This window comes from Mycobacterium pseudoshottsii JCM 15466, from assembly GCF_003584745.1.
In the GTDB taxonomy this organism is placed as follows: domain Bacteria; phylum Actinomycetota; class Actinomycetes; order Mycobacteriales; family Mycobacteriaceae; genus Mycobacterium; species Mycobacterium marinum.
The window spans coordinates 3,156,977-3,180,840 of sequence record NZ_AP018410.1 but is presented as its reverse complement, the minus strand read 5'-3'; the positions used below and the strand labels follow the sequence as shown (position 1 = coordinate 3,180,840).

Here is a 23,864-nt window from a genome sequence, read left to right as displayed (position 1 = left end):
GATGCCGCTCGGCTCGCTTTGCAATGAACCACGCATTCAACGAACCACGCACGGGCGCCCGAATAAGGTTCGTACTCCGGGAGAGAACAGGGCACGCAGGTGTTTGCCGGCCGGCCGCACCCCGCTGGCCGCGGTGAGCTCATCGTCGAGTTCGAGGATCTGGGCCGAGTGCAACGGCCACGATCCGTGCTCGTTGGGCATCCACCACGTCCGTCCCCCATGGCGGGTGTGCGCTCCCCAGCGCGCGGTGAGCCAAGTCTCCAGCGGAGTCGGTTCAACCGCGTCGCCCACGCGGATCGTCAGCAGGCTGCGCAGGCCGCGGTGGGGCCAGCGCCGCACGCTTGCATAGCTCAGGCGCTGGCCCGACCATGTCATCTGCATTTTCGCCCAGGTGTAAGGAATGCCCATCCCAATCCGGGTGACGGGCACAACGGCCAGCCGGGCCGTTTCCAAGGAACGGAACAACACGCCGTGGCGCCCGGAGTCATCGATCGAGTAGAGCCGGATGTTGGTCTCCAGAAACCTGCCGAAATATGGGAGCGGGAGCGCGGTGCCGATCTTGGTGCTGGTCATCGCGAACGGAACAAAGCCCAGATATGTCAGACCGTCGGCGAAGATGTCGGGACGAGTGCCGGGCGGGTACATGTGCGCGACGCTGTCCGGCAGCACGGGCCAGTGGACGAAGGTCAGGTCACTCCAGCGCTGGTCGAAGGTGACGGGGCGCGGCAATGGCGGTGGCGTCACCGGGTATCCGGCAAGGGGGTCGCAGTGGCTGGAATCCGATTCTGGGGGGCCCGGTACGACAGTCATTTCACCATCGTGGCAGGGTCGGTCCCATCCAGCGACCCCGAACCCGCAACGCGGCGATCAACGTTGCAGCGCAGGGTATTACGAGCATCAATCCGTCTAGGATCCACCCAGGATCCACTGTTGTGCTTGTTCGACTTGGCCGGCGGGAAAGTGGCGCACCTCAGCCGACACGAAATGCGATGTCAGATGCTCGGCGACATCCCCGAGGTGGGAGTCGGTAACGACGGCGATTTTCTTCACGTGCTTCTGATGGTCCCGAATGAAGCGGAAGTGATTGACCATCGCTCCGAAACTGTCCCAGCCGGGGAAGGACGGGGCGTTGAGAATCAGCCCGGCAAGATCGCCGGTCGCTTCGATATGAGGATCCACCACTTCAGCGAGCTTGACGAAATCTTCCTTGTCCAGCGCCGTTTCGGGCCGTACGTGGAGAATGGAATGTTCGGTGTCCAAAGAGAAATCGATCATGAGGGCTCCTAGGCTCCTAGGCGACAGTCGGCCGCGAACTGTCATGCCGTCATGATCGGCTACCCCGGTGCTGGCTGGTTAGAGGCCAAAGTCACCGGATTGGGCGAAGCCGGGATCAAGCTTGCAGATGGGGTTTCGGAGTGATCTTGAGGGCGTAGGCAGGCCAGACGTCCAATCGGTCGGGGAACGTCACGTTGATCCGGTCGTCGGCACATTCATGTTCGAGGGTGCCACCGCCGAGTAGCTCGACCTTGGTATCCGAAGTGCCGGTGAGTCCACGCAACCCGACCCGGGGTTCGCCGGGGGCCTGCAGGAACGTCACATACACGGCGTCCTCTTTTTGGGTGAAGCGCAGCGGGGTTCCATCTGTAGCGGTGGCTTGCGCGGTTGCCCACGGGCGGGTGTTGAAGTAGGCGTCGCCGGTCACGTCGAGCCACGCGCCGAAATCGGCGAGCAGCTTGGCCTGCAACTCGGGGATGGTGCCGTCCGGGTAGGGCCCGATACCCAGGAGCAGGTTTCCGTTCTTGCTCACCAGGTCGGCGAAGCCGCGGGCGAGGTCGGTGAGGGTCAACATCTGGTCGGGACCCTCTTGGCGGTTGTTTCCGAACGAGTTGCCCACACCGCGGGTCGATTCCCACTTGTACGGTTTGATCTCGTCGTACTGGGCGTACTCCGGGGTGCGGAAGTCGTAGTGGAAGTTGATCGGGAAGTCCAAGACCCGAACCCGGTCGGGCAGCAACCGCCACAATGCGTTGGCCAGACCGAGCCCGCCCATGACCAGTGGCTCCATTCCGGGGACCCTGGGGAGCTGCAACTGCGCCCACCGGTCGTTGATGACACCGTCGGGCACCTGGTTGTAGTAATGCGCGAACAACTCGGCCAGGTTCGACTTGGGTGGGTAGCCGATGTCGTTCCACAGCACAGACGGCTGGTACCGGTTGATGAGCTCGCGGATGTGATTGTCGGCGTACTGCGCATACTCGTCGGTCTGTACGAGCGAGGATGCCATCCCCGGTAGGTCGGTGATGACGGTCGGGTTGAACGTCCAGTCGTAGCCACCCGAGTAATAAAGGCCCATCTTCATGCCCCGGTCGTGGACCGCGCTGGTCAGGTCTCCGACCAGATCGCGGCCGGCATGCCAGGAGTCCTTGTGCGGGTAGGGATGCCGGCTGGGCCACATGGTGAATCCGCCGTGGTGCTTGGTGGTGAGCACCACGTAGCGGGCGTTGGCCCGGACAAAGAAATCGGCCCAGGAGTCGGGATCGAACTGCTTGACCGCCTTGTTGAACATCGGCTTGAAGTCGTCGTAGGTGAAGTTGGAGCCGTAGGTCTTGAGGTGGTACTGCTGCGACGGGCTGCCGGGGATTCCGATGGTGTTCTGGTACCACTCGGCATAGGGGTTGTGCTTGAGCCAGTACGCCAGCCCCCTGGTGGCCATCAACTCTTGGGTGTCGGCCTCGAGTGGGGCCCACCCCGGCACCGAATAAAGACCCCAGTGGATGAAGATGCCAAACTTCGCGTTCTCAAACCAGTCGGGCACACGATGGGTGGCGACCGAGTCTTTGGTCGGCTGGTATTCGGGCACTCCCGCACCCTACTAGCACTATCGGCATCGTGCCTGGTCCCATCGTGGTTGTCGGCGGTCACCCCGCGCTGCGGCGCCGGCCATCAACAACCCCGATGTGTGGAAACTCGGACGGCCCGGAATATACCCCTATGGGTATTTGTTGAACGGGCTGAGATACGCGAAAGGATCATCACGATGACCATCCCCGACACCCCGGCCCCAGCCGCAGTCATGCCACGAATCGGCGATCCGGCTCCGGAGTTCACCGCTGTCACCACACAGGGGCCCATCAATTTTCCGGCCGACTATGCGGGCAAGTGGGTCATCTTCTTCTCTCATCCGGCCGACTTCACCCCCGTATGCACAAGCGAGTTCATCACGTTCGCGTCGATGCAGCAGCAGTTCGCGTCCTACAACACCGAGTTGGTCGGACTGTCCGTGGACGGGCTCTATAGCCACATCGCATGGCTGCGAACGATCAAGGACAAGATCAGTTTTCGCGACATGCACGATGTGCAGGTCAACTTCCCGCTCATCGAGGACGTCTCGATGGAGATCGCCGGCAAGTACGGGATGATCATGCCTGGTGAGGACTCGACCAAGGCCGTACGAGCGGTGTTTGTCATCGATCCCACCGGCACGATCCGGGCCATCATCTACTACCCGCTCAGCCTCGGCCGCAATTTCGACGAGCTCCTTCGCGTGATCAAGGCCCTGCAGACTGCCGATCACTACGACGTCGCGACACCGGCGGACTGGCGCCCGGGTGACCCGGTGATCGTGCCCCCCGCGGGCTCGTGCGGCACGGCGAAAGAGCGCATGGAAGGTCAGGTCGACGGCGTTGAATGCGAAGACTGGTTCTTCTGCACCAAGGAACTCAGTGCTGAGACCGTCGAGTCGGCGATCACAGCCGGTGCCCAACCGTGACGGGCGCCGGCATCGGTTCCGAAAAAGCCGCGGGCCAGATGGGTGAGACGACCATGGACGAGTCAGCGAAATGCCGAGAGCCAGCCGGCCCGCGCCGGAGCGGGAGCGCTGCGGCCCCCGCGAACGCAACGAACACGCCCCCCCGCCGAGTCGGCCAACATGTCGGGAAGTACCCGACGATGACCCCTATGACTTGGGGTGCCAACCCGCTGCCGAGCTGGGTCCTGCGCCGTCCGTCGCCGACTGAGCACCAAGCGGCCCTAACTCGGCATTGGCGGCGTTCCTCATTCGGCGACGGGCACGGGCTGCGGCTAGCCGGATCCCCCGGATCCCACAGCTCCCAATGGATTTGCGTCAAAAGGGATCTGAGGGCTACTGGCAGGTCCGCCGAGGGGCTCAGTGGCCGGCGCCGGCCAGGCCTAGCCGCGTTCCCGCAGAGTCACCGCGGCGTTCTTGGCGTCTGTTGCCAAGGTCTCGGTGTCGGCGGTGCGCAACTCGCCGTCTTCGACGACGGTGTTTCCACCCACCAGGAGTAGCCGCAACGGCGCAGGCGGACCATAGATCAGCGCCCATACCGGGTCTTCGACATCGGAATGGCCGAGCCCGTCCAGCTGCCAGAGTGCGATGTCGGCCAGCTTGCCGACCTCGAGGGACCCGAGGTCTTGGTCGCGGCCCAGGCACCGGGCGCCGCCAACGGTCGCCATCCACAAGGCCTCGCGCGCGTCGAGCGCCTGCGGGCCCAGTCGGAATCTGGCCGCCAGCGCGGCCTGGCGCATTTCGTTGGCCAGCCCACGGTGTTCGGCGCCGGCGCCGTCCACGCCCAATCCGACCGCGACATCGGCGGCCAGCAGTTCGGGGATCGGGGCGATCCCCGCGCCAAAGCGGCCATTGGAGGTCGGGCAGTGGGCTACCCCGGTTCCGGTAGCGGCGAGCTTGGCGATGTCGCCCTTGGACAGGTGCACGCAGTGCGCCATCCAGACGTCACTTCCCAGCCAGCCCAGCGATTCCACGTAATCAACTGGCCGGGAACCGAATTGGGCGAGACAAAACTCGTCTTCTTCGACGGTCTCCGAAAGATGAGTGTGCAGCCGCACCCCAAGGTCGCGGGCCAGCAGCGCGGACTGCTTCATCAATTCACCGGTGACCGAAAACGGTGAGCAGGGAGCAAGGGAGATCTGCACCATCGAGCCCTTCGTGGGGTCGTGGTGCTCGCGTACGGCGTCTTGGCAGGTGGTCAGGATCGTGTCGATGTCTTCGACGGTGTGCTCCGGCGGGAGTCCCCCCGATGCGACGCCGAGGTCCATCGAGCCGCGGGTCGGATGAAAGCGGACGCCGATGCGCTTTGCTGCGGCGATCTCCGCGCCCAGCATGTCTCCCCCGGCATGCGGGAAGACATAGTGATGATCCATGGTCGTGGTGCAACCGGTCAGGGCGAGCCCGGCCAGCCCCGCGCTGGCGGCAGCGAACTCCAGCTCAGCGTCCAGGCGTCCCCACACCGGATACATCTCGGTCAGCCACTGAAACAAGGTCCCCTTCTGGGTGTAACCACGGGTGATCCACTGATAGAGGTGCTCGTGGGTGTTGACCAATCCGGGAGTTGCCAGGCAACCGCGTCCATCGATGACAGTTGCGCCGGGGACCTCGGGCGCGGGTCCATCGCCAACCGCGACGATCAGATCGTCCTCGACGATGATGTGGCCTTCGGAGAACTCGGCGGCCTTGGGGTCAACGGTTGCTATAGATACGCGGTCGATCACGAGTTTGGGCACGCGACACTCTAACATCAGCGTGAGCAGAATGATTGACATGGGAGGGGTCTACGTAAAGTTGACACGACCAGCTCGAACATGCACCAGCGGTGCACAATTGGTTCGGCCGTACCAATTTGGATTCCAATTTCGGATTGTTTTCCGGTCGGCGTGGTGCCATCGCGCTAGGGTTGAGCCGAAGTTCACCGGCCTGAACCGATTGTTGTTGGTGGGAACAGTTGTTGACGGGAACAAACGATGACACCTGAGCGGTCCGTGGCCATGGCGATTCGGCTGGGCGGTGTATCGGTTGGCGCCGGCCGGGCAGGCGGGCACAACCACGAGTTGCGATATTCCGACTCAACCCCAGGCGATGTCCGGGGCCGTAGCGCGAACGAAGGCAGCTGTTGATGGGACAGAAGGCGCCCGGCGGCGACCGGTCGGGGTCCTACCGTGCGGTCGAGCCACGTGACAACGCGGTGACCGTGATGATCGGTCAGGCAATACATTCCGGTCGCGAAGACGACTACGTCGCTTGGCAGCAGAAGCTTCACAAGGGGCTTTCGCACTATCCGGGCTACCTCGGCTCCGAGCTGCGGCCACCCGGCGGGGCGCAGTCCGAGTGGATTGCCGTCTATCGCTTCGATTCGGCTCCAAACGCGAAAAGTTGGTTGGACAGTTCCAGCCGCCAGCCCATGGTCAGTGAGGCGGCGGGGATTTTTGCGGGACCAGCCAGCTGTCAGGTGATCGCACGCAGTACCGAGGCTGATGACTCGCTGATGACCGTCGTTGTGTCGCACCGGGTTCCCGAAGAACGGGTGGATGAGTTCCTGGCTTGGCAGAAGGACATCGTGGCAGCCGAAAGCAAGTTCGCGGGCTTTCGCGGTGCCGAGATGTTCCGCCCGGTCGCTGGCATCCAAGACGAGTGGACAATCTGCTATCGATTCGACACCGCCGAGCATCTGGATGCCTGGCTGACGTCGGAGGCGCGCAAGCAGCTCATGCACCACCCGCACTTCCGGGACTACAAGATGCGCAAGATCGATCAGTCATTCGGCAGCTGGTTCGTACTCGGTGACGAGACAGCCCCGCCACCTTCGGATTTCAAGACTTCGGTGGCGGTGTGGTTAGGGCTCTACCCCACCGTGGTGTTGTTGACGATGCTGCTCAGTCCGCTGCGCATGCCACTGTGGTTGGGGATGCTGGTGGGCAACCTGTTGTCGAGCTTTGTGATGAGCTACATCACCATGCCCTACTACAGCATGCCGATCATCGGGTGGTGGCTCAGGCCGAAGGCCAGCGCTCGTCAGCCGCGTACCGACGTCGGCGGAATGCTGTTGGTGGTGCTGGTCAACGGGGCCTGGGCCGTGGTGTTCTACCTGGTTACGGTCCGGCTTTGGCACCCATAGGCTCGCTATTGCTTTAGCCGGCAACGCATTCAGGTCTCACCGATCTGCCGGTCGTGGCAAGCTGGCGCGGTGACGATGGTCGAAGCGGCGAAGATCGCCTTTCAGTTGAGCCTGTTCGTGGTGATCCTCGGCTACGGGTTGACAGCACACTTTTCCGACGTGCTTTGTGTGCTGAGACGCCCGGGTCTGCTGGCCCGTTCGGTGTTGGCCGTGCTGATCGTTGCACCCGTGCTAGCAATACTGCTCGTTCGCTTGCTGGAGCTGCGTCCACAAATTGCGATTGCGCTTGTCACACTGTCGTTATCACCGCTGCCCCCGTTGTTGCCGCGTCGCGGAGAAAAAGCGGGCGGGCACGTTCAGTACGCCCTGGGTCTGGTCATCATCCTCGCCGTCCTCGTCGTTCCCGTGCTAACTGTGGCCGCGATGTTGCTCGATGACATCTTCGGGCGCCAACTCGTCTCCAGACCCGGGGCCATCGGAGAGCTGATGGCCATATCTGTGCTGGTCCCGCTGGGCGCCGGGATGGCGATCAGAGCGCGCTGGCCGGATGCGGCAACCCGCATCGCGCCGCCCATCCAGCGCGCGCAGAAGTGGGTGCTGCCGATCGCAATGATTGCGCTGCTGATCTCAGCTGCGCCCGAGATGTGGAAGCTCATCGGTGAATCGACCTTGGTGGCCATGTTGGCATTCATCGCTGGCACCTTCGCCATTGGTCATCTCTTGGGCGGCCCCGACCGGGAATCGTCGACGGTGTTGGCGTTCGCCAGCAGCTGCCGCCATCCCGCGACCGCGTTGGCGATCGCGTCGGCCAATTTTCCCAACGCTGACGAGCACGCCGCCGTGGCGCTCTACGGTTTGCTCACCGCGGTGTTGGGGATGCTCTATACGTTGTGGACGCGCCGACGCGCGGTCACCTCACCATCGTGACTGGCCGTCCGTTGGCGCATCGCTGGGCTGCGGGATCTAGATCACCCCGAGGCCGTGCAGGGCCTTGAATCCGAACCAGATCCCAAACCCCAATCCCACCACGATCATGATCGGTCTGTCGTTGTCCTGCAGCCAGCGCTGGATCCGGTCCAGCAGGGCGCGCGACTGATCAGGGAACAGTGCGGCCATGGCTACCACGAGCAGATTTGTACTCAGGGCAAGCAACACGAAAAGCACGTAGGAAGCCATGTTGCCGACTCGCGCGCCGATGGGGCCAAACCTGGCGCCGGTGTCCAGGTTCGGTTGTGAAACTTGAGCCACTAACGATGCGAGCGCTTCAGGCAGCACGGCAACGCGGTGGGTGCGTTGCCGCTGATCACCGACGGGTGCGGTGTAGGCCACCGACCAGCGCGATCTATTGGGAGCCCAGTGCCGCGCGCATCTCGATGTCGGAAAGGGCGGCGGCAAGGTCGGCCGGACGCGGGCTCACACTGGCATCGATCCGGTGGATACGGCCGGTGAACGGGAAACTGTGCTCGTAGGGCGCGAAGGGTGAGCCGGTGTCGAGTCCAACATCGAGGGTTTCTCCGCTCATTGAAAATCGGAACGGAACCGTCTGCTCAACGCGTCCGCTGGCCACCGTGGTGCCGTCGACGAGCAAGGTGACCAACGCGCCCTTCCCCAGTCCCCCGCCGTCGTAGTCGAACGAAAGCGCCAGGGTTATCTGGCCCTCGGGAAGCGGATCGGTGGCGGCGACCGTGGTGAGTTCGTGGCCCAAGTAGTTGTAGGCGAACGTGGGGATGCCGTCTTGCAGATACAGGCTCCACCCGCCCATTGACCCACCGATGCAGATGACCACCCCCTGGGCGCCGCCGCGTGGGATCTGCAGCTGCGCCCGCAGTTCGAATGAGGTGCTGGTGTAGGGCAGCGTCGAGGTCTCGGGGATCCGCACATGGCTGGGGTAATAAGTAGCCGAGGTGCAGGTTCGGCCGGTTAGCGGGCAGCGCGCGGGCCAGCCTCGCGTCGCTGAGCGGGTAGACGTCGTACTTGCGCGCTTCGGTGTCGAACACGGCCTGCAGCTCGGCGAGCTTGTCCGGGTATTGCTCGGCGAGATCTACCCCCTGGCTGAAGTCGTCGGCGAGGTGATAGAGCTCCCAGCGCTCGGAGTCGCCGAAGGGGTTGGTTCGCTGGGTGCGGACCCACGGCAGCCGGCCATGGAAACAGGACGCGATCCAACCTTCGTGATAGATGGCGCGATTGCCGAAGATCTCGAAATACTGGGTCCGGCGTCGGCTGTGGGCATCGGCCTCGTCGAAGGAGTAGCGCATGCTCACACCTTCGATCGGCTTCTGCTCGATACCGTTGACGCGCTCGGGCATCTCGATTCCGGCGGCCTCCAAGATCGTCGGAACGACGTCGATGACGTGGTGAAACTGGCTGCGCTGCTCCCCCGCGCAGGTAATCCCGCGGGGCCAGGAGACGGCCATCCCGTTGCGAGTTCCGCCGAAATGGGATGCCACCTGTTTCATCCACTGAAACGGTGAGTCCAGCGCCCAGGCCCAGCCGACGTTGTAGTGGTTCTCGCAGCGCACCGTGCCGAAATCGGCCAAGTGGGCCAGCAGCCATTCGGGGTCCTCGGGCAACCCGTTTTGAAACGAAGGAGAGCTCCAGGCGCCGTGCACCGTTCCTTCGGCCGAGGCGCCGTTGTCGCCGCAGATGTAGATGAACAAGGTGTTTTCCCACTGCCCCAGGTCGTCGATCGCATCGACGACACGGCCTATCTGGGCATCGGTATGGGCCAGAAAACCGGCATAAACCTCCATCAGGCGACGCGCCACCGGCTTGTACCGATCGTCGTAGTCCGCCCAGGCCGGAATTTGTTCGGGTCGTGGTGTTAGTTGGGTCCCGGGGGGAATGATTCCCCTCTCGAGCTGGCGGGCATACGTCTGCTCGCGCAGCGCGTCCCAGCCCTCGTCGAACTGTCCGGCGAACCGGTCCGACCATTCTGGCCAGACGTGGTGGGGACTGTGCGTTGCGCCGGGTGCCAAGTAGAGCAGGAACGGCTTGTCCGGCGCGGATGTCTGTTGCCGCTGAATCCACTCGATCGCCTTGTCGGCAAGATCCTCGGTGAGGTGGTAGTCGTCGCGCCCGACGTATGGCTCAACCGGCGTGGTTTGGTCAAATAACGCGGGCTCGTACTGTGACGTGTCGCCGCCCAGGAAACCGTAGAAGCGTTCGAATCCCAGGCCAGTGGGCCACCGGTCGAAGGGGCCCGCCGGGCCAATCTCCCAGGTGGGAGTGAAATGCGCTTTGCCGAACAGTGCGGTGTTGTATCCGTTCATGCGCAGGATCTGTGCGATGGTGGCGGTGCTCTGCGGCAGCACACTGTCGTAGCCGGGGAACCCGTAGGCGATCTCGCAGATCGTCCCCATATGCGCGCTGTGGTGATTGCGGCCGGTCAGCAACGCGGCGCGGGTGGGCGAGCAAAGTGCGGTGGTGTGGAATTGGTTGTAGCGCAAGCCGGCTTGGGCGATGCGGTCCAGGGTTGGGGTAGGCACTGGTCCGCCGAAGGTCGGAGGGGCGCCGAACCCAACGTCGTCGAGCAACACCACAACGACGTTGGGAGCCCCGTCGGGTGGATAGTCGATCGACGGGGTGACCGGGGTGGAGTCGGCCCCCACCGGGTTGATAACTCCGCCGAACGGTTGCTCGTTGCGCGGCAAGTCGACCATTCGTGCTCCTGATTCCCGTGCCCGGATTGTTGTCTGCCAGAGGTCTTCTCGACGGCCACATTACAGATTCTTCGGCGTCTGTCCGCCGTATCGGCGAGGTACTTGGGCCAGGTGGGCTGTGGTGTTTGCTGCCAAATTGTGGGGAGCAATACGCCATTTAAGACCTAGAGTTAGTCATGCCGGGAAGTTTGAACGGCGTGATCGCTCCAAAAAATAGTGGAGGAGGACCAATGAAGCTCACCACGATGATAAAGACGGCGGTGGCCGTCGTGGCAATTGCGACCATCGCGACCATCACTGCACCAATCGCATTCGCCGCATATCCGATCACCGGCAAATTCGGCAGTGAGTTGAAGATGACCGACTCCGTTGGTCAAGTTGTGCTCGGCTGGACAGTCAGCGATCTCAAATCCAGCTCAGACGTGATCCCCGGCTACCCGGTAGCCGGCCAGGTCTGGGAAGCCACTGCCACCGTTAATGCAATCAGCGGCCCGGTCACTCCGGCGATTTCTCAGTTCAACGCTCGCACCGCGGACGGGGTCAACTACCGAGTCCTGTGGCAAGCGTCGGGCCCGAACACCATTAGCGGGGCCACCATCCCACAGGGTGCATCATCGACCGGGAAGATCTACTTCGATGTCACCGGTCCGGCTCCGACCATTGTTGCGATGAACAATGGAATGGAAGATCTCATGATTTGGGGTCCCTAGAACGGTTGCTGTTTGACCGGCACGGTGCGGGCCTGCCCCAGGGCTCCGGCGTTGTTGATTAGCAGGCTTGTGAGCTGGGGGATTGTGGATTGAGGAGGTCTAGGCGGCGGTTGGCGGTCAAAGCGGTGATCCGGCAGGCTTCGGCGATGTTGTCGGCGCCGTTGAGGCGGTGCAGATTGATCGCGGTGTTGCGTAGCGTTGCTAGGACCTGTGCGCCGTTTCCGGTATGTGCCCTTTGACGGTCTTCGTCGAAGGTGACGTCGCGTATCCAGTGCAGGCTGTTCTCGATTCCCCAGTGTTGACGCATCCAGGTCATGATCGCGGTAGGGCGGGCGTGCTCGAACGGCAGGCTGCAGATGGCATAGACCACCTCCACGCTGCGCTGGTCGGTGGCGGTGATCAAGCGTTCACGAGTGATCCGGATGATTTGTTTTGCGTAGGGGAAGCCGATTCCTCGTGCAGCGGTGATGATTTGCAGGGTGCGGGTCTCGACACGGCCGTGGCCGCGGGAGTCGTCGGTAGCGGCTGCGGGCACCTCGGCCCAGGGCAGCGCGGTGATACGCGCAAGTATTTTGGCTTGGTTGGACTTGACGATCATCAGGTAGTGCGACTTCAAGGTGGCGCAGATCAACTTCGCGGTGACGACCTGGGTATGCATCGCATCCACGGTGACCAGCCACCGCAAGCTACCCGGCAGCAGCGTGAGCAGGGCACGTACGCAGGGAATTTCATTGCTTTTCTCGGCGACAGCGAGTTGACCGAGCACCAATCGGGCACGGTGGGCGAACACCGACACGAGATGCGTGGCTGTCGCTTTGGCGCGTAAAGCACCACGCAGCATCTTGCCGTCCAACGCGATCGGCACCAATCCACTGGGGTCGCTGCTGGCCACGTGTGCAGTGAAGTAACTGCCCATCCTGGCGTTGAGGTCGGCGGGGTCTAGCCGAGACAAAACAGCGCGGAAGGTCTTCTCACTGGGCCTCCGGAACCGGACCCCTAATTGGGCCAACACATCATCGGGAGCGGTGGCCGCCCATGTGGCAAAACCAGCATAGCCGCGCATCCCCGCGGCAGTGGCCAGAACCGCGATCGCCAACAAAGCCATCAGCGAATACCTCCGACCGCGTGGGCCCCTCGGGTCTGGCACCGAGGCCAACACATCGAGAAACTCCGATCCGATGAGCTCGCTGCGCTCACCAGGACTCCAGCGGTCGAACACCTCTGGAACCGACGACACACGCAATACTGAAACGGTAGGCACGGGCAACTCCAGACCAACGACGAACAGTAACCAACTCGATCGTTCTCCAGATAGCCCGTGCCTATACTCCGGCCCCAATAGCGCGGCACCAAAGATCATCAACCCAGCTCACAAGCCTGCTAATCAACAACGCCGGAGCCCTGGGGCCTGCCCGCTCGCACCACGGCCCTATCGTGGTTGCCGTGGGCCCTTCACGGAAGCGAGGCAGGCTCGCGGCCGGTGCGGCATTGGTCGCGGTGACGGCACTGTTCGGAGCCGGCTACCCGCTGTGCGGGCGGCCATCGGCAGAGGTCGGATGCGCCGGCGGCAGGCCTGTCACCAGGCCCGTTGATGAAGGCGAGCGGGTGATCGTGGACTACTTCAACGCGGTCAACGACCGCGACTACGGCGCGGCTTGGGGGTACCTGGGCCGGCCGATGCGTGCGATCTATGGCGCAACATCGCCGGATCACGACCGAGACGGGCTGGCGCAGTTCTCATTACGCATGGACCAACGTGTGGGGTGCGTGCGGGTCACCGAGATCGTCAACGTCGGAAGCGCCGACCCGCAGATCTCTGCATCGATGGGTATCCAGTGGTATCGGGTGAAACTTGATGCCGAATACGTCGCCGCGGCCGGCGCATTGCCGGCGTTCTACAAGGCCAGCGCCGATCCGCACGCCGGGGCGCCACCGCCGCTGATCATGGGGCAGGCGACGAGTCTGTGAAAGCGCACGACCGCATGCCGGTGCGAAGTTCAGCACCGTCGGCTCGACCAGCCGGGGCCGCCTTGGGCGCGGTAATGCCACCATGGCCGTATGCGAATCAGCGGTACCGGCGTCGGGAGATGGGCAGCAATTCTGTTGTTGGCGAGCACGGCGGGGTGTGGCGATGGGCCGGGCGTTACCACCGGAGAGAGCTCTCCGGCGCCAACCGGCACCACGATTTCTACGTCCACACTGCCGACTCCCAGTAATAATCTGCAGCTGGCGAACGCGGCCGACTACTTCTTGGACACCGGCAGCGCTCGCGCGGGCTACTACTTCGAGTCGCCCAGCGGTCGCTGGCGTTGCGCGATCCTGCCCCATGTCCAGGCCGGTTGTCAGTCTGCCAGTGGTTCGGCGATCGGGATCCACGGTGCGCCAGACACGGTGACCAACTCCGATGGGACTACCGACGCGCCGAATGCGATCGTGGTCGGGGAGACCGGTGAGGCGCACTTCGCCGTGCTGAGCAAGGCACAATCCTTTGCGGCTGTTGAGCCGGCGAAGGTTCTGCCCTTCAACGAAGTCCTCGATGCGGCCGGTTTCCGGTGCAACTTTCAGGAATCCGTCGGTGTCTCCTGTGCAAGTGAAACGAGCGCACAAGGCTTCACGTTTTCCAGCGACGGCTACACCCTGCAGTACACGGACATTCGGCCGTGATATCGCTGCTGGTGCGAGATGCGTTGCGGCCCCCGGAATATTCGGTTGCCCCGGCACACGTCGGTGGCAACAATCGCTGAATGGTCGACCCACCGCTATCGGATGGCACGGTCACGCTCTCGCCGTTTCGTCCCGATGAGGTGAGTGCGCACGTCGCCGGCCAAGACGAGCTGACAGCGCGCTGGCTCAGCGGCGGGGTGGTGACCCAGCACAGCGCGGCGGCGTACTTCGAACACTGCCGTGACCAATGGGCTACCGGCGGACCACTGCGGGCCTTCGCGATCCGAGTGGGGCCGCAGCAGGTTCCGGCGGGGACGGTCGAACTGCGATTTGCCGGTGAGGGACTGGCCTTCGGCGAGGTCAACGTCGCCTACGGCCTCTACCCGGCCTGGCGCGGGCGCGGCCTGGCCACCCGCGCGGTCGACCTGGTGTGCCGCTATGCGGCACAGCTGGATGCCACCGTTGCGGTGGTCAAGGTGGAGCCGGAGAACTCGGCTTCGGCGCGGGTCGCGCTGCGGGCTGGCTTTGGCCGCACCAGCCGGATCCGCGAACCGGACGGAAACGTCTTCGACCGCTACGAGCGCACCCTCAGCAGGGGGGGTTGGGCCAGGATCGCCGGCGAGGCCGATATCGACGCGGTGTTCGAGATCCGCACCAGTGTCACCGAGAACCATCTGTCGCTCGAGCAACTCGCCGAACTCGGCATCACCAAAGAATCGGTGCGAGAGGCCATGCGCGCCTCGCCGTGCCTGTGGGTCGCAGATGTCGACGGGGTCACCGCGGGTTTCACGATGGCCGATGCGACCGCCGGCAGCGTGTTCGCCTGCTTTGTTCGACCGCAGTTTCAGGGTCGCGGTGTGGGAAGCGCGTTGATGCGGCGCGTGGAAGCAACGCTGTTTGAACGGCACGCGGCGATCTGGCTGACTACCGACGGCTCGAGTCGTGCCGCCGGCTTTTACCGCAAACTGGGCTGGAGCGCGGCCGGGGATCTACCCGACGGCAGTATCAGGTTCGAGAAGCGGCTGAGAGCTCCCGCCGCCAAGATGCACGCCGACGAGGGGGCATCGACGCATCGCTGGTCCGGCGGCTGGTGTCCACCCAATTCCCGCACTGGCCGGACCTGCCACTGACACCGATCGACTCGGCCGGCACAGACAACGCCATGTACCGGCTCGGAACCGACATGGCGGTTCGGCTTCCGCGGATCCACTGGGCGGTGGCGAGCCTGCGAACCGAGCAGCGCTGGCTCGGTCGAATCGCCCCGCAGCTGCCCGTTGCCAGCCCGGTCCCAGTGGGGCTGGGTGCCGCGGCGCAGGGGTTCGCTTGGCCGTGGTCGATCTGCCGTTGGGTCATCGGTGAGAATCCGAAGGTCGGCCAGCTTGTCGAACCCATCGGACTTGCTCGGGACCTGGCCGACTTCATCGGCGCCCTGCGCCGCATCGACCCCGCAGGCGGGCCGGACGCGGCGCGGGGAAAGCCCTTGGCCGAGCAGGATGAGCAGGTCCGCGGCGCGTTGGCGATGCTGGACGGACGCCTCGACGTCCATGCCGTTACCGTCGCGTGGGAACGAGCGCTGCGCATCCCCGGGTACGCGGGGCCGCCGACGTGGTTCCACGGCGACCTGTCCCCGTTCAACATCCTGACCGTCGACGGCCGGTTGGCGGGGGTGATCGATTTCGGCTTGATGGGCGTGGGCGACCCCAGTGTCGACCTCATCCCCGCGTGGAATCTGCTGTCCGCGCCGGCGCGCGAGCAGTTCCGCACCATGCTGCGGGTAGACGCGGAAACCTGGGCACGCGGTTGCGGTCGGGCTTTGTCGATCGCCCTCGTTGCCCTTCCCTACTACCAGACCACCAACCCTCAGCTGGCCGGCAGTGCCCGCCATGTCATCAGCGAAATCCTCGCCGATCAGCGGCGCAGCGGCTCGCTTGGCTCGTGGTGAGTGCTAGTGCACTCCCAATACCCCGCCGAGGTATTGGCCGCGGCATGCCCGCCGAGCCAACTTGCCGCTGGTCGTGCGCGGAATGGCGCCGGCGGGAAGGAAACGCACTTCGGCCACCGCCAATCCATGGCGGTTTGCCACCGCGGCGCGGATGGCTTGGATCGCGGGCTGTGGATCGTCGCGGCTGGTTCCGGCCGCCCGTTCGGCGATGACGACCAGCTGTGGGCTGGTGTTGTGGCTATCCGAATCTTGGGCCGTAGGCAATTCGTTGGCGGGTGCCGCGAACGCTGTCACATATCCCCGCCGGACCATGGGTGAGGCCTCGGCAACGGTGGCCTCGATGTCCTGGGGATAGTGGTTGTGTCCATCGATGACGATCAGATCGGCGATTCGGCCGGTGACATACAGTTCGCCGTCGAGGTAGACGCCCAGGTCACCGGTTCTTAGCCAGGCGCCGTCGAGCGCGGCGCCGGCGGCGTGGCTAGCTTCGTCGAGCTGCGAATGCAGCTTGGCGCCAAACACCCGCTCGGTGTCTTCGGGCCGTCCCCAGTAACCGCGACCGACGTTGTTGCCTTGCAGCCAGATTTCGCCGACTTCGCCGTCACGCAATTCGGTGCCGGTATCGGGATCGACGATCACGGCCCACAAGCTGCGGGCGACGCGGCCGCAGGACACCTGAAGCACCGCGTTGGGTGCCTCGGCGGCCACGCGTACGGCGTGACCGGCGCCCAGCTGTTCGCGGTCGAGGTAGACGACCGTGGGCTCAGCGGCATGGTCGATGGTTGCCACCAGCAGCGTCGCCTCTGCGATCCCGTAGGAGGGTTTGAACGCTGTGCGCGGTAGCCCGTAGGGCGCGAACGCCTTGTTGAACGTCGTGACGGCATCGATGCTGACCGGCTCCGAACCGATGATCAGTACGACATTGCTCAGATCGACGTCGTCGCCGGGTGTGAGTAGACCACGCTGGGCCGCCCATTCGTAGGCGAAGTTTGGCGCCGCGGTGACCACGCGTCCGGTGCGCGATCCAGCCGACAAGGCATGGATCCATCGTTGCGGTCTGCGGACAAACGCGGTTGGCGACATGAGCGTGGAGTGCCCGCCGTACACCGCGGGAAAGCCAATCATGGACAAACCCATGTCGTGGTACAGCGGCAACCAGCTGACGCCATGCGTGTTGCGGTTCAGCAGATCGATGGACAGGATCATCTGCACCAGGTTGGTGCCCACGGCACGGTGGGTGATCTCCACACCGACCGGTGGACGTGTCGATCCGGACGTGTACTGCAGGTGCGAAACGGCATCGATGTCGAGCTCGACCGGAACGAAAGACTCCCCCGCCGAATCCGGCACATCATCGATGGTGATGATGTGCGGCCTGCGTAGGTGGGAAAGGTTCGCCAGAAACTCCTCGATGGCAGGCTTTGCCGCGCCGGTGGTGAGCACGACCGTCGGTTCCGAGTCGCGCAGCGCGGTATCGAGACGTTCAGCGTGGCCGGGGAGTTCGGGTGCGAACAGCGGTACCGCGATCGTGCCCGCCTTGATCGCCGCATAGAACCCGGCGACGTAGTCAATGCCCTGCGGCGCGAGAATCGCAACCCGATCACCGTCGCCGGCGAACTTCTGCACATGGGCACCGATGGCCTGCAACCGGACGCCGAATTCTGACCAGGTGACCTCCAGGGCGTGCCCCTGCGCCGTCCGATTGTGGTCCAGGTAGCGATACGCCACCGAGTCGCCGACATTGGCAATGTTGCGTTCAATGAGAGAGATCAGCGTGGTGCCCGGCGGCAGCTCGATGTTGCCGCCGGCATCCAGGCAGTCCTCGATCTCTAGCAGGCCTTTTGGAGCCGCGGAGTCCTGCCGGGAACCGTCATTCATAACCGCAGTCTAAGCAACCGCGCAGGTCTGGCACCGCAAGCACCTTGTGGCCTCGGCCACCCCGGCGACGCACCGATCACCCCTTGGCTGGCCTATCGGTCCACTAAAGTCCGTGCCTAGCGGGCCCGTCGATCGGCTCGAGGCAGGGGTATCTGTGGACTCAGGCGACTGCAACCCCGCGGCCACGACTCGCGATGCGGCATTCGCGCGCGTGCTCGCCTACCGAGACCGAGCGCGGGCCAAGCCGATGGTGCTTCGCGTACTGCTCGCCGTCTTCGGTGCGGCGCTGCTGATCGCATCCGTACCTCTCATGGTGCTGCTGCCGGAGCTGGGCATTCCCGCGGTCCTGGTCGCGTTCCGTGTCCTGGCGATCGAGTCCGATTGGGCCGCGCGCGCGTATGCCTGGACCGATTGGCGGTTCGCCCAGCTGCGTGACTGGTTCCACCGGCAGTCCGCGATTGTGCGCGCGGCGATTCTGACGGCGCTGTTGTTGGTGGCAGCCGCCCTGGTGTGGGTACTGATTGTTGAGTTCTAGCGTCGGGCGATGGTGGTTGGTGCGGGGCTCAATCTCGCCCGCAGCGCCACCATACGCCGCGCCCGCTGCTGCATCCTCGTTCTTCTTGCGCGGCCTGGGAAGTCCAACTGTGTTGTGGCTCAGTGGGGTTGGTTTGTGTGTCGACCTTGGCGGAGTTGGTCGCGGTTGGACCGGCCGTGACGTCGGGGGTGGGTGGGAGCCATGCGGTTGCCGCCATCAGCGCTGGTGCGGCAAGTAGCACGCGCGGCCAGTTGCGCCTGCGGGCCCGGCTGGGCTGAGCAGCAACTGGAGATGGCAGAGCTGGCACCGACATGGTCTGGCCCAGTTTAGCTGGTGGGAGCGGATTCAGACGGTGCGTGTTGGACCTGTGTAGGTGGCTGTGCACGCGCGCGGCGCGGCGAAGTCACCCAGACTCGCCGCGAGAGGCAAGCCTGGAATCTAGACTGAGGTCTTCAAAAAGCACCCGCCTTACCAGGCGGATACACGGTTTCACTCCCGCGCGTGGTCCAGGCCGGGTGGCAACCGGTGAGCAGGCGCGGAAGGGTGCTCTGTATGACCAGTAGCACCGAATGCCATAGACGAAGTAGAGACCAAGTGAGAGTCTGAATGGAAACCGAGCGTCTGCTGCGCGCCGCAGCTGACTTTCTCAGCACGCGGCCCAACGCCACCCTGGATGAGATCGGCGCTGCCGCGGGGGTCAGCCACTCAACGCTGTACCGCCACTTCGACGGACGTACCGCATTGCTCGAGGCGCTGGATCACGCGGCCATCGAGCAGATGCGTGATGCGCTGAAAACCTCTCACTGGCAGGAATATTCACCTACTGATGCGCTGCGGATACTGGTTGCGGCTTGCGAGCCGGTGGCGGGCTACCTGACGCTGCGCTACGTGCAAGGTCAAAGCTTTGAGACCCGGAAGTCGGTTGCCGAGTGGCGTGAAATCAACTCCGAGATCGAGGAGATTTTTCTGCGCGGCCAACGCGCCGGAGAGTTCCGCACCGACGTGACCGCAGACTGGCTGACCGAAGCGTTTTTCAGCCTCGTCTCTGGCGCAGGGTGGTCTGTCCAGCTTGGGCGGGTCGCTCGTCGCGAATTCACCCACATGATTACCGCTTTGTTGCTTGACGGAGTCAGAGCGCCGGCACAGGGGAATCTGCCGCCACCGCTTGTTGGGTTTGTCGGTCGTGAGGCCGAACTTGCCGAACTCAAAGAGTTGATCTTGAATTCGCGATTGGTGACGTTGACCGGGATCGGTGGAATCGGTAAGTCGACCTTGTCGGTGTGGGCCGCCCACGAATGTGTCGGGGAATTTCGCGATGGCGTGTGGTTGATCGAGCTGGGCGACCTGAGCAATGGTGAGCTGTTGGTTGCGGCGGCGGCCGCGGCGCTGGGCATTCGCGATCAGACCGCCAGGCCGCTGTTGGAGGTGATGGTCGAAACTCTGGCTGACCGTGAGGCACTGCTGGTGCTCGACAACTGTGAACACATCATTGACGCGGCGGTCCCGTTCATCCAGACACTGCTGGCACGCTGCCCGAGGCTGAAGATTCTGGCGACCAGCCGAGAGTTCTTTGACATCGATACCGAAGTGGTGCTGCCGGTTCCTCCGCTGTCGGTTCCCGATACCAGTCACCTGCCTGGTCTGCAGGATTTGGCCCGCTGCGATGCCGTGGCGTTGTTTGTCAAACATGCCCGTGCCAGCCAGCGCAGTTTCAAGCTCACCGAGCGCAATGCTGCGGCCGTCGCGCACATCTGTGCTCAGCTTGACGGGCTGCCATTGGCCATCGAACTGGCCGCTCCGTTGTTGCGGACGATGGCCGTCGAACAGATCGCCGCGCGGGTTTCGGACCGGGCGGGGCTCTTGACCCATGGCAAGCGCGGGGCGCCGGCTCGCCAGCGCACGTTGAACTGGTGCATCAGTTGGAGTTATGAGCGTTGTACCCCGGCCGAGCAACAACTGTGGGCACGGTTGTCGGTGTTCGCCGGTGGCTTTGAGCCAAACGCCGTTCAACGGATCTGCGCGCCAGAGATGTCCGACGATGAGCTACTCGAGGCGTTGTGTGCCCTCGAGGACAAATCGATCCTCATCCGCACCGCGGCCCAAGACGTGCTGCGTTTTCGGCAGCTGGCAACGCTGCGTGAATTTGGATACGCCAAGCTCAGCGTGCAAGAGCAAGCCGAGCTGCACCGCAGCCACCTTGATTGGTACCGCCAGCTCGCCGAGAAAGCCTGCGAGGAATGGTTTGGCGAACATCAACTCGACTGGCTTCACCGCCTGCGACGGGAGATGCCCAACCTGCAAGAAGCGCTGCAGGTTGCGCTGACCGTTGCACCCGCCGATGCCGTGGAAATGGCCACCAACCTACGCGATCCCTGGACCGCTATCGGGATGCTCCAGCAAGGGCGCCGATGGATCGAAAAGGCCCTCGACGCCGCCCCCGCCGAACCCAACGCGGCGCGACTGCAGGCGATCGTCGCAGCGGCCGAACTAGCCTTTTTGCAGGTCGATATGCCCACCATGGCCGCTCGACAGGCAGAAGCTCGTGAACTGCTCACCACCGTGACCGACCACAACTCCCTCGCCTACTTCAACGCCAACGAAGGAGCGCTCGCCCTGCTGCGCGGCGAGCTAGACCTGGCGCGGAGCTTGGCCGAGCAGTCGCTGGCCAGCGCCGACGAATTCCGGGTGCAAATCTATGCCCTCATAGTGATGATATGGACGTCGGCCGCCGCCAATGACGCCCACACCGCGGTGGCCCACGCCGAGCAGGGCCTCGCCCTGTCCAAAGCCCACGGCCAGGACATCGTCTTGCGGACCTACCTCTTGGCGGGCCTGGCGGCTAGTCGCCTGGCGCTGGGGCAACTGGACCTGGCTGAGCACGCTAACCGGGAAGGCCTGCAACTGTCGCGGACGATCAACGACACCTTCACCTGCGCGACATTTCTGGAGACGGGTTCCTGGATTGCCGCGGCCAGAAACGATCCGCGGCGCGCCGCGGTTTTGATGGCCGCCGCAGCCGCCGTGAGCCGCGCTGCCGGCGCCGGCGGCGCCGTCTCGGCACACGTGGGGCCATTCCACGAACAATGCGAACGCCAAGTCCGCAAGCAACTTTCCGAAGCCGACTATCGCACCGCCACCAACGAGGGCAGACGCCTATCCCTGGACGAGGCCGCCGCCCTCGTTCTGGGTATGGAGGTGCTGCCCGATCGAGGGTATGGCGGGTGAGGCCGGGCGGTGTAACTGGCCGGGTGCACAGCAACACGAATCAGCCATCGCCTAGCAAGTCCGCCGGGGCCCGGTGCCAACCCCGGTGACCGCGGCCAATCGACCCGCGCAAGAGCGCGATGCACTGTTTGTCATGTCAGTAGACCGTGATCGGATATGTCCATCCCCAACACGGAGCTAGCGGCTGCGGCCTGATTCTGGGAGCGGGCTTCCCGGTGCTGCCGTGGCGAGGGCTGGCGGTACCATCGCCAGGCATGGGGGTCGACTACCTGGCCGCGCTGCGGCGCGACGGCGATCGGATTGTCGCCGTGTCGGAGGCGGGCCTGGATCGTCCGGTGCCGAGCTGCGCCGGATGGACCATCGCAGACCTGATCTGGCATGTCGGTGTCGTGCACACGTTTTGGCGGCAGGTGGCTGTCGGAGCCATTACTGGACCGGAGACCTACCAGGAGCCTGCGCGGCCGCCGAACCTGGTGGACTGGTTTCGCGACGGTGTGGCCGAGACCAGTGACACGTTCGCAGGTATCGATCCCGCCGTACCGGCATGGACTTGGGGACGTCGACAAGACGTGGGATTTATCCGGCGCCGAGTTGCGCACGAAACCGCGGTGCACTGTTGGGACGCCGTAACTGCGGTAGCGCCCGAGGAACCGATCGAATCAAACTTAGCCGCCGATGGCGTGTCAGAGTTCATCGATGATGTGTTGCCGGCGATGTCGAAGGATTTGGCCGGGCCGTTTCAGACAATCTCGTTACGCGCCTGCGATACCGATACCCAATGGACGGTCCGAGTCGGGGATGGGCATTGCCATGCCACGCCGATCGAGACCGTGGCCGATGCCACGGTCAGTGCCACCGCGTCGGATCTGGTTCTGCTGCTGTGGGGGCGTCGTCGCCCAGATCGGGTTGATGTCGACGGCTCGGCCGAGGCACTGAGACGATTCTTGGCCCGGGCGACCTTCTGAGCCACACCGACCGGCTGGTTTCAGCTGGTTTCTCCGGCCGCCAGCGGTTGCTGACCAGTCTCGCGGTAGGAAGCACCGAAGTGCGGTACCTCTAGCGGGCCCTCCCGCCGGGCGGTCGAGACAGCACTGCTCAACAGCGGCGCCAGCCCGGCGAACGAACCGATGTCAAAGAGCAGCAAGGTCAGCAGCCGGTTGTGTACGTAGCCGAAGGCGCTGCCGCTCTCGGGGTCTGCCCATCCGATGGTTCCGCCCAGACCGATGTGGCCGTATCCCCCCAGCAGTCCTGGGACGGGAGAGGATTGGTAGCCCTGGTGGTAGGTAAAGGGAAGACCAAGATTGAGATCTGGCCACAGCTCGGCCTTGCCGGTCAGTCCGCTTACCGCGTCCGACGACAATAGTTGCATGCCGTCGATGACACCGTCATTGGCCAGCGCCGCATACGTCTTGGCCAGGGCGCGCGCCGTCACCACGCCGTTGACCGCTGGGATCTCGCCGTCCAGAAATGGCATGTCGTCCTGCAACATCGACAGAATTCCCGGGAAGTAGACGGCGCCAAGTAGACCAGAAAAGGACAGTCCGGCGACTTTTGGCGCGATGAAGTCCAGTAGTGGCGTGGGGATCTTGGATTGTGGTAGCAGCGTCTGTGCCGCGGTGGTCGGCGCATCGGCCGGCGGGCGGCCTAGATGGAGACCATCCGTGTCGAGCGGGCGGGCGAGTTCTTCACGGAACAGGTCACGCATACCTTTGCCGGTCACCGCGCGGGCCAGACCGGACAGCAGCCAACCGTAGGTCACTGCGTGGTACGCCATCTTGCCGTGCGTGCGATCCAGCGGTGCCGCCGCCAGCTTCTCCTCCATCCGGAGGTGATCCAGTATTTCCTTCTTACCGACACCTTTGAGGTGCGATAGCCCGGATCGATGCCGCAGCAGGTCGCTGACGGTGATTGCCGACTTGCCCTTGACACCGAACTCCGGCCAGTAGTCGGCCACGGGGGCGTCGTAATCCAGCAGCCCGCGATCCACCAGGCGGTGAATCACGGTGGCGGCCAGGCCCTTGGTGGCCGAGAACACCATTGCTCCGGTGTCACCAGTCCAAGGGACTTCGCCGTTGCGGTCGGCCCAGCCCGTCCAGACGTCGACCACTTGACGGCCCTCGATGTAAACCGATAGCGCCCCGCCGCCGAACTTGCGTCCCGGGTACAACCCCGCGAAGGCACGCACAACCCCGGAGAACCGGGAGTCGCAGGCACCCGCTACGCCGGACGGTAGGCCATCATCGGTGGTGAGGACAGAAGGTTGCGCCATCGTGAATGATTGCAGCCCGCTCTGGCTCTGTTACATCGGAATGACGTTTTGGTCGT

19 protein-coding genes and 2 pseudogenes are annotated in these 23,864 nt (G+C 64.0%); 11 read left to right on the top strand and 10 right to left on the bottom strand.

The genetic code is table 11. The annotated features are described in order from the left end of the window. Positions 1-36: 36 nt before the first annotated feature. From MPSD_RS14395 to MPSD_RS14385, 3 genes are all read right to left on the bottom strand, one after another. Positions 37-810, bottom strand: coding sequence for a YqjF family protein (locus MPSD_RS14395; RefSeq protein WP_086085746.1), 774 nt, complete (start codon positions 808-810; stop codon positions 37-39). A gap of 96 nt (positions 811-906) precedes the next feature. Further along, a complete protein-coding gene (locus tag MPSD_RS14390) occupies positions 907-1,275 on the bottom strand; it encodes a SpoIIAA family protein (RefSeq protein ID WP_015355594.1) in 369 nt (122 codons plus the stop codon). A gap of 115 nt (positions 1,276-1,390) precedes the next feature. Next, positions 1,391-2,860, bottom strand: a complete 1,470-nt coding sequence (locus tag MPSD_RS14385; RefSeq protein ID WP_086085745.1) for an alpha-L-fucosidase — start codon at positions 2,858-2,860, stop codon at positions 1,391-1,393. A gap of 177 nt (positions 2,861-3,037) precedes the next feature. Here MPSD_RS14385 and MPSD_RS14380 point away from each other — a divergent pair, with 177 nt between their 5' ends. Further along, entirely contained in the window at positions 3,038-3,769 is a 732-nt protein-coding gene (locus MPSD_RS14380) for a peroxiredoxin (RefSeq protein WP_020787373.1), read from the top strand. A 419-nt stretch (positions 3,770-4,188) separates the two neighbouring features. On the opposite strand, the gene MPSD_RS14375 is transcribed toward MPSD_RS14380, so the two are convergent. Next, positions 4,189-5,538 carry an 8-oxoguanine deaminase gene (locus MPSD_RS14375; RefSeq protein WP_020725360.1) on the bottom strand — a complete coding sequence of 450 codons (1,350 nt, stop codon included), beginning with the start codon at positions 5,536-5,538 and terminating at the stop codon, positions 4,189-4,191. Between the two features lie 389 nt (positions 5,539-5,927). Here MPSD_RS14375 and MPSD_RS14370 point away from each other — a divergent pair, with 389 nt between their 5' ends. Both MPSD_RS14370 and MPSD_RS14365 read left to right on the top strand, forming a co-directional pair. Beyond that, on the top strand, positions 5,928-6,926 hold the full coding sequence (locus MPSD_RS14370; protein ID WP_086085744.1) for an antibiotic biosynthesis monooxygenase: 999 nt from the start codon (positions 5,928-5,930) through the stop codon (positions 6,924-6,926). 75 nt (positions 6,927-7,001) lie between these two features. Beyond that, the gene (locus MPSD_RS14365; protein ID WP_223161554.1) at positions 7,002-7,853 is read left to right on the top strand and encodes a bile acid:sodium symporter family protein; all 852 of its coding nucleotides are present in this window, start codon (positions 7,002-7,004) and stop codon (positions 7,851-7,853) included. 36 nt (positions 7,854-7,889) lie between these two features. Here MPSD_RS14365 and MPSD_RS29430 read toward each other — a convergent pair whose 3' ends face one another. The 3 genes from MPSD_RS29430 to MPSD_RS14355 form a co-directional block, all read right to left on the bottom strand. Next, positions 7,890-8,102, bottom strand: coding sequence for a GAP family protein (locus MPSD_RS29430; RefSeq protein ID WP_232022522.1), 213 nt, complete (start codon positions 8,100-8,102; stop codon positions 7,890-7,892). Between the two features lie 166 nt (positions 8,103-8,268). Beyond that, entirely contained in the window at positions 8,269-8,448 is a 180-nt protein-coding gene (locus MPSD_RS29425) for a hypothetical protein (RefSeq protein WP_020787377.1), read from the bottom strand. Positions 8,449-8,473: 25 nt separating this feature from the next. Then, entirely contained in the window at positions 8,474-10,585 is a 2,112-nt protein-coding gene (locus tag MPSD_RS14355) for an arylsulfatase (protein WP_020787378.1), read from the bottom strand. A 230-nt stretch (positions 10,586-10,815) separates the two neighbouring features. On the opposite strand from MPSD_RS14355, the gene MPSD_RS14350 reads away from it, so the two are divergent. Continuing rightward, complete coding sequence (locus MPSD_RS14350) at positions 10,816-11,295, top strand: MPT63 family protein (protein ID WP_012394541.1); 480 nt, start codon at positions 10,816-10,818, stop codon at positions 11,293-11,295. Positions 11,296-11,353: 58 nt separating this feature from the next. Here the strand turns inward: MPSD_RS14350 and MPSD_RS14345 are convergent, their stop codons facing one another. Continuing rightward, positions 11,354-12,556 (bottom strand): ISAs1-like element IS2404/ISMul1 family transposase, encoded by a 1,203-nt coding sequence (locus tag MPSD_RS14345; protein WP_420811920.1) that lies wholly within the window; start codon positions 12,554-12,556, stop codon positions 11,354-11,356. Between the two features lie 182 nt (positions 12,557-12,738). Here MPSD_RS14345 and MPSD_RS14335 point away from each other — a divergent pair, with 182 nt between their 5' ends. The 4 genes and pseudogenes from MPSD_RS14335 (at position 12,739) to MPSD_RS29415 (ending at position 15,901) form a co-directional block, all read left to right on the top strand. Beyond that, positions 12,739-13,263: a hypothetical protein gene (locus MPSD_RS14335; RefSeq protein WP_232022520.1), complete on the top strand. Its 525-nt coding sequence runs from the start codon at positions 12,739-12,741 to the stop codon at positions 13,261-13,263. Positions 13,264-13,353: 90 nt separating this feature from the next. Further along, a complete protein-coding gene (locus MPSD_RS14330) occupies positions 13,354-13,959 on the top strand; it encodes a hypothetical protein (RefSeq protein ID WP_036426566.1) in 606 nt (201 codons plus the stop codon). 80 nt (positions 13,960-14,039) lie between these two features. Continuing rightward, positions 14,040-14,594 (top strand): annotated as a pseudogene (locus MPSD_RS30545) (GNAT family N-acetyltransferase); the annotation flags it as partial. 3 nt (positions 14,595-14,597) lie between these two features. After that, positions 14,598-15,901 (top strand): annotated as a pseudogene (locus MPSD_RS29415) (GNAT family N-acetyltransferase). 3 nt (positions 15,902-15,904) lie between these two features. On the opposite strand, the gene MPSD_RS14315 reads toward MPSD_RS29415, so the two are convergent. Next, positions 15,905-17,779: a fatty acyl-AMP ligase gene (locus MPSD_RS14315; RefSeq protein ID WP_015355583.1), complete on the bottom strand. Its 1,875-nt coding sequence runs from the start codon at positions 17,777-17,779 to the stop codon at positions 15,905-15,907. A 154-nt stretch (positions 17,780-17,933) separates the two neighbouring features. On the opposite strand from MPSD_RS14315, the gene MPSD_RS14310 reads away from it, so the two are divergent. The 3 genes from MPSD_RS14310 (at position 17,934) to MPSD_RS14300 (ending at position 22,504) form a co-directional block, all read left to right on the top strand. Continuing rightward, the gene (locus MPSD_RS14310) at positions 17,934-18,314 is read left to right on the top strand and encodes a hypothetical protein (RefSeq protein ID WP_015355582.1); all 381 of its coding nucleotides are present in this window, start codon (positions 17,934-17,936) and stop codon (positions 18,312-18,314) included. A gap of 606 nt (positions 18,315-18,920) precedes the next feature. Then, a complete protein-coding gene (locus MPSD_RS14305) occupies positions 18,921-21,539 on the top strand; it encodes a TetR family transcriptional regulator (protein ID WP_020787385.1) in 2,619 nt (872 codons plus the stop codon). Between the two features lie 146 nt (positions 21,540-21,685). Beyond that, entirely contained in the window at positions 21,686-22,504 is an 819-nt protein-coding gene (locus tag MPSD_RS14300; protein WP_020787386.1) for a maleylpyruvate isomerase family mycothiol-dependent enzyme, read from the top strand. 20 nt (positions 22,505-22,524) lie between these two features. Here the strand turns inward: MPSD_RS14300 and lipD are convergent, their stop codons facing one another. Continuing rightward, positions 22,525-23,808 carry a lipase LipD gene (gene lipD / locus MPSD_RS14295; RefSeq protein ID WP_086085763.1) on the bottom strand — a complete coding sequence of 428 codons (1,284 nt, stop codon included), beginning with the start codon at positions 23,806-23,808 and terminating at the stop codon, positions 22,525-22,527. Positions 23,809-23,864 lie beyond the last annotated feature (56 nt).

Bases quoted from the DNA above. Each gene is read 5' to 3' on its own strand.
- MPSD_RS14390 (WP_015355594.1), bottom strand. From the start codon at position 1,275: ATGATCGATTTCTCTTTGGACACCGAACATTCCATTCTCCACGTACGG.
- lipD (WP_086085763.1), bottom strand. From the start codon at position 23,808: ATGGCGCAACCTTCTGTCCTCACCACCGATGATGGCCTACCGTCCGGC.
- MPSD_RS14355 (WP_020787378.1), bottom strand. From the start codon at position 10,585: ATGGTCGACTTGCCGCGCAACGAGCAACCGTTCGGCGGAGTTATCAAC.
- MPSD_RS14370 (WP_086085744.1), top strand. From the start codon at position 5,928: ATGGGACAGAAGGCGCCCGGCGGCGACCGGTCGGGGTCCTACCGTGCG.
- MPSD_RS14330 (WP_036426566.1), top strand. From the start codon at position 13,354: ATGCGAATCAGCGGTACCGGCGTCGGGAGATGGGCAGCAATTCTGTTG.
- MPSD_RS14365 (WP_223161554.1), top strand. From the start codon at position 7,002: ATGGTCGAAGCGGCGAAGATCGCCTTTCAGTTGAGCCTGTTCGTGGTG.
- MPSD_RS29425 (WP_020787377.1), bottom strand. From the start codon at position 8,448: ATGAGCGGAGAAACCCTCGATGTTGGACTCGACACCGGCTCACCCTTC.
- MPSD_RS14380 (WP_020787373.1), top strand. From the start codon at position 3,038: ATGACCATCCCCGACACCCCGGCCCCAGCCGCAGTCATGCCACGAATC.
- MPSD_RS14305 (WP_020787385.1), top strand. From the start codon at position 18,921: ATGGAAACCGAGCGTCTGCTGCGCGCCGCAGCTGACTTTCTCAGCACG.
- MPSD_RS14395 (WP_086085746.1), bottom strand. From the start codon at position 810: ATGACTGTCGTACCGGGCCCCCCAGAATCGGATTCCAGCCACTGCGAC.
- MPSD_RS14350 (WP_012394541.1), top strand. From the start codon at position 10,816: ATGAAGCTCACCACGATGATAAAGACGGCGGTGGCCGTCGTGGCAATT.
- MPSD_RS14315 (WP_015355583.1), bottom strand. From the start codon at position 17,779: ATGAATGACGGTTCCCGGCAGGACTCCGCGGCTCCAAAAGGCCTGCTA.
- MPSD_RS29430 (WP_232022522.1), bottom strand. From the start codon at position 8,102: ATGGCTTCCTACGTGCTTTTCGTGTTGCTTGCCCTGAGTACAAATCTG.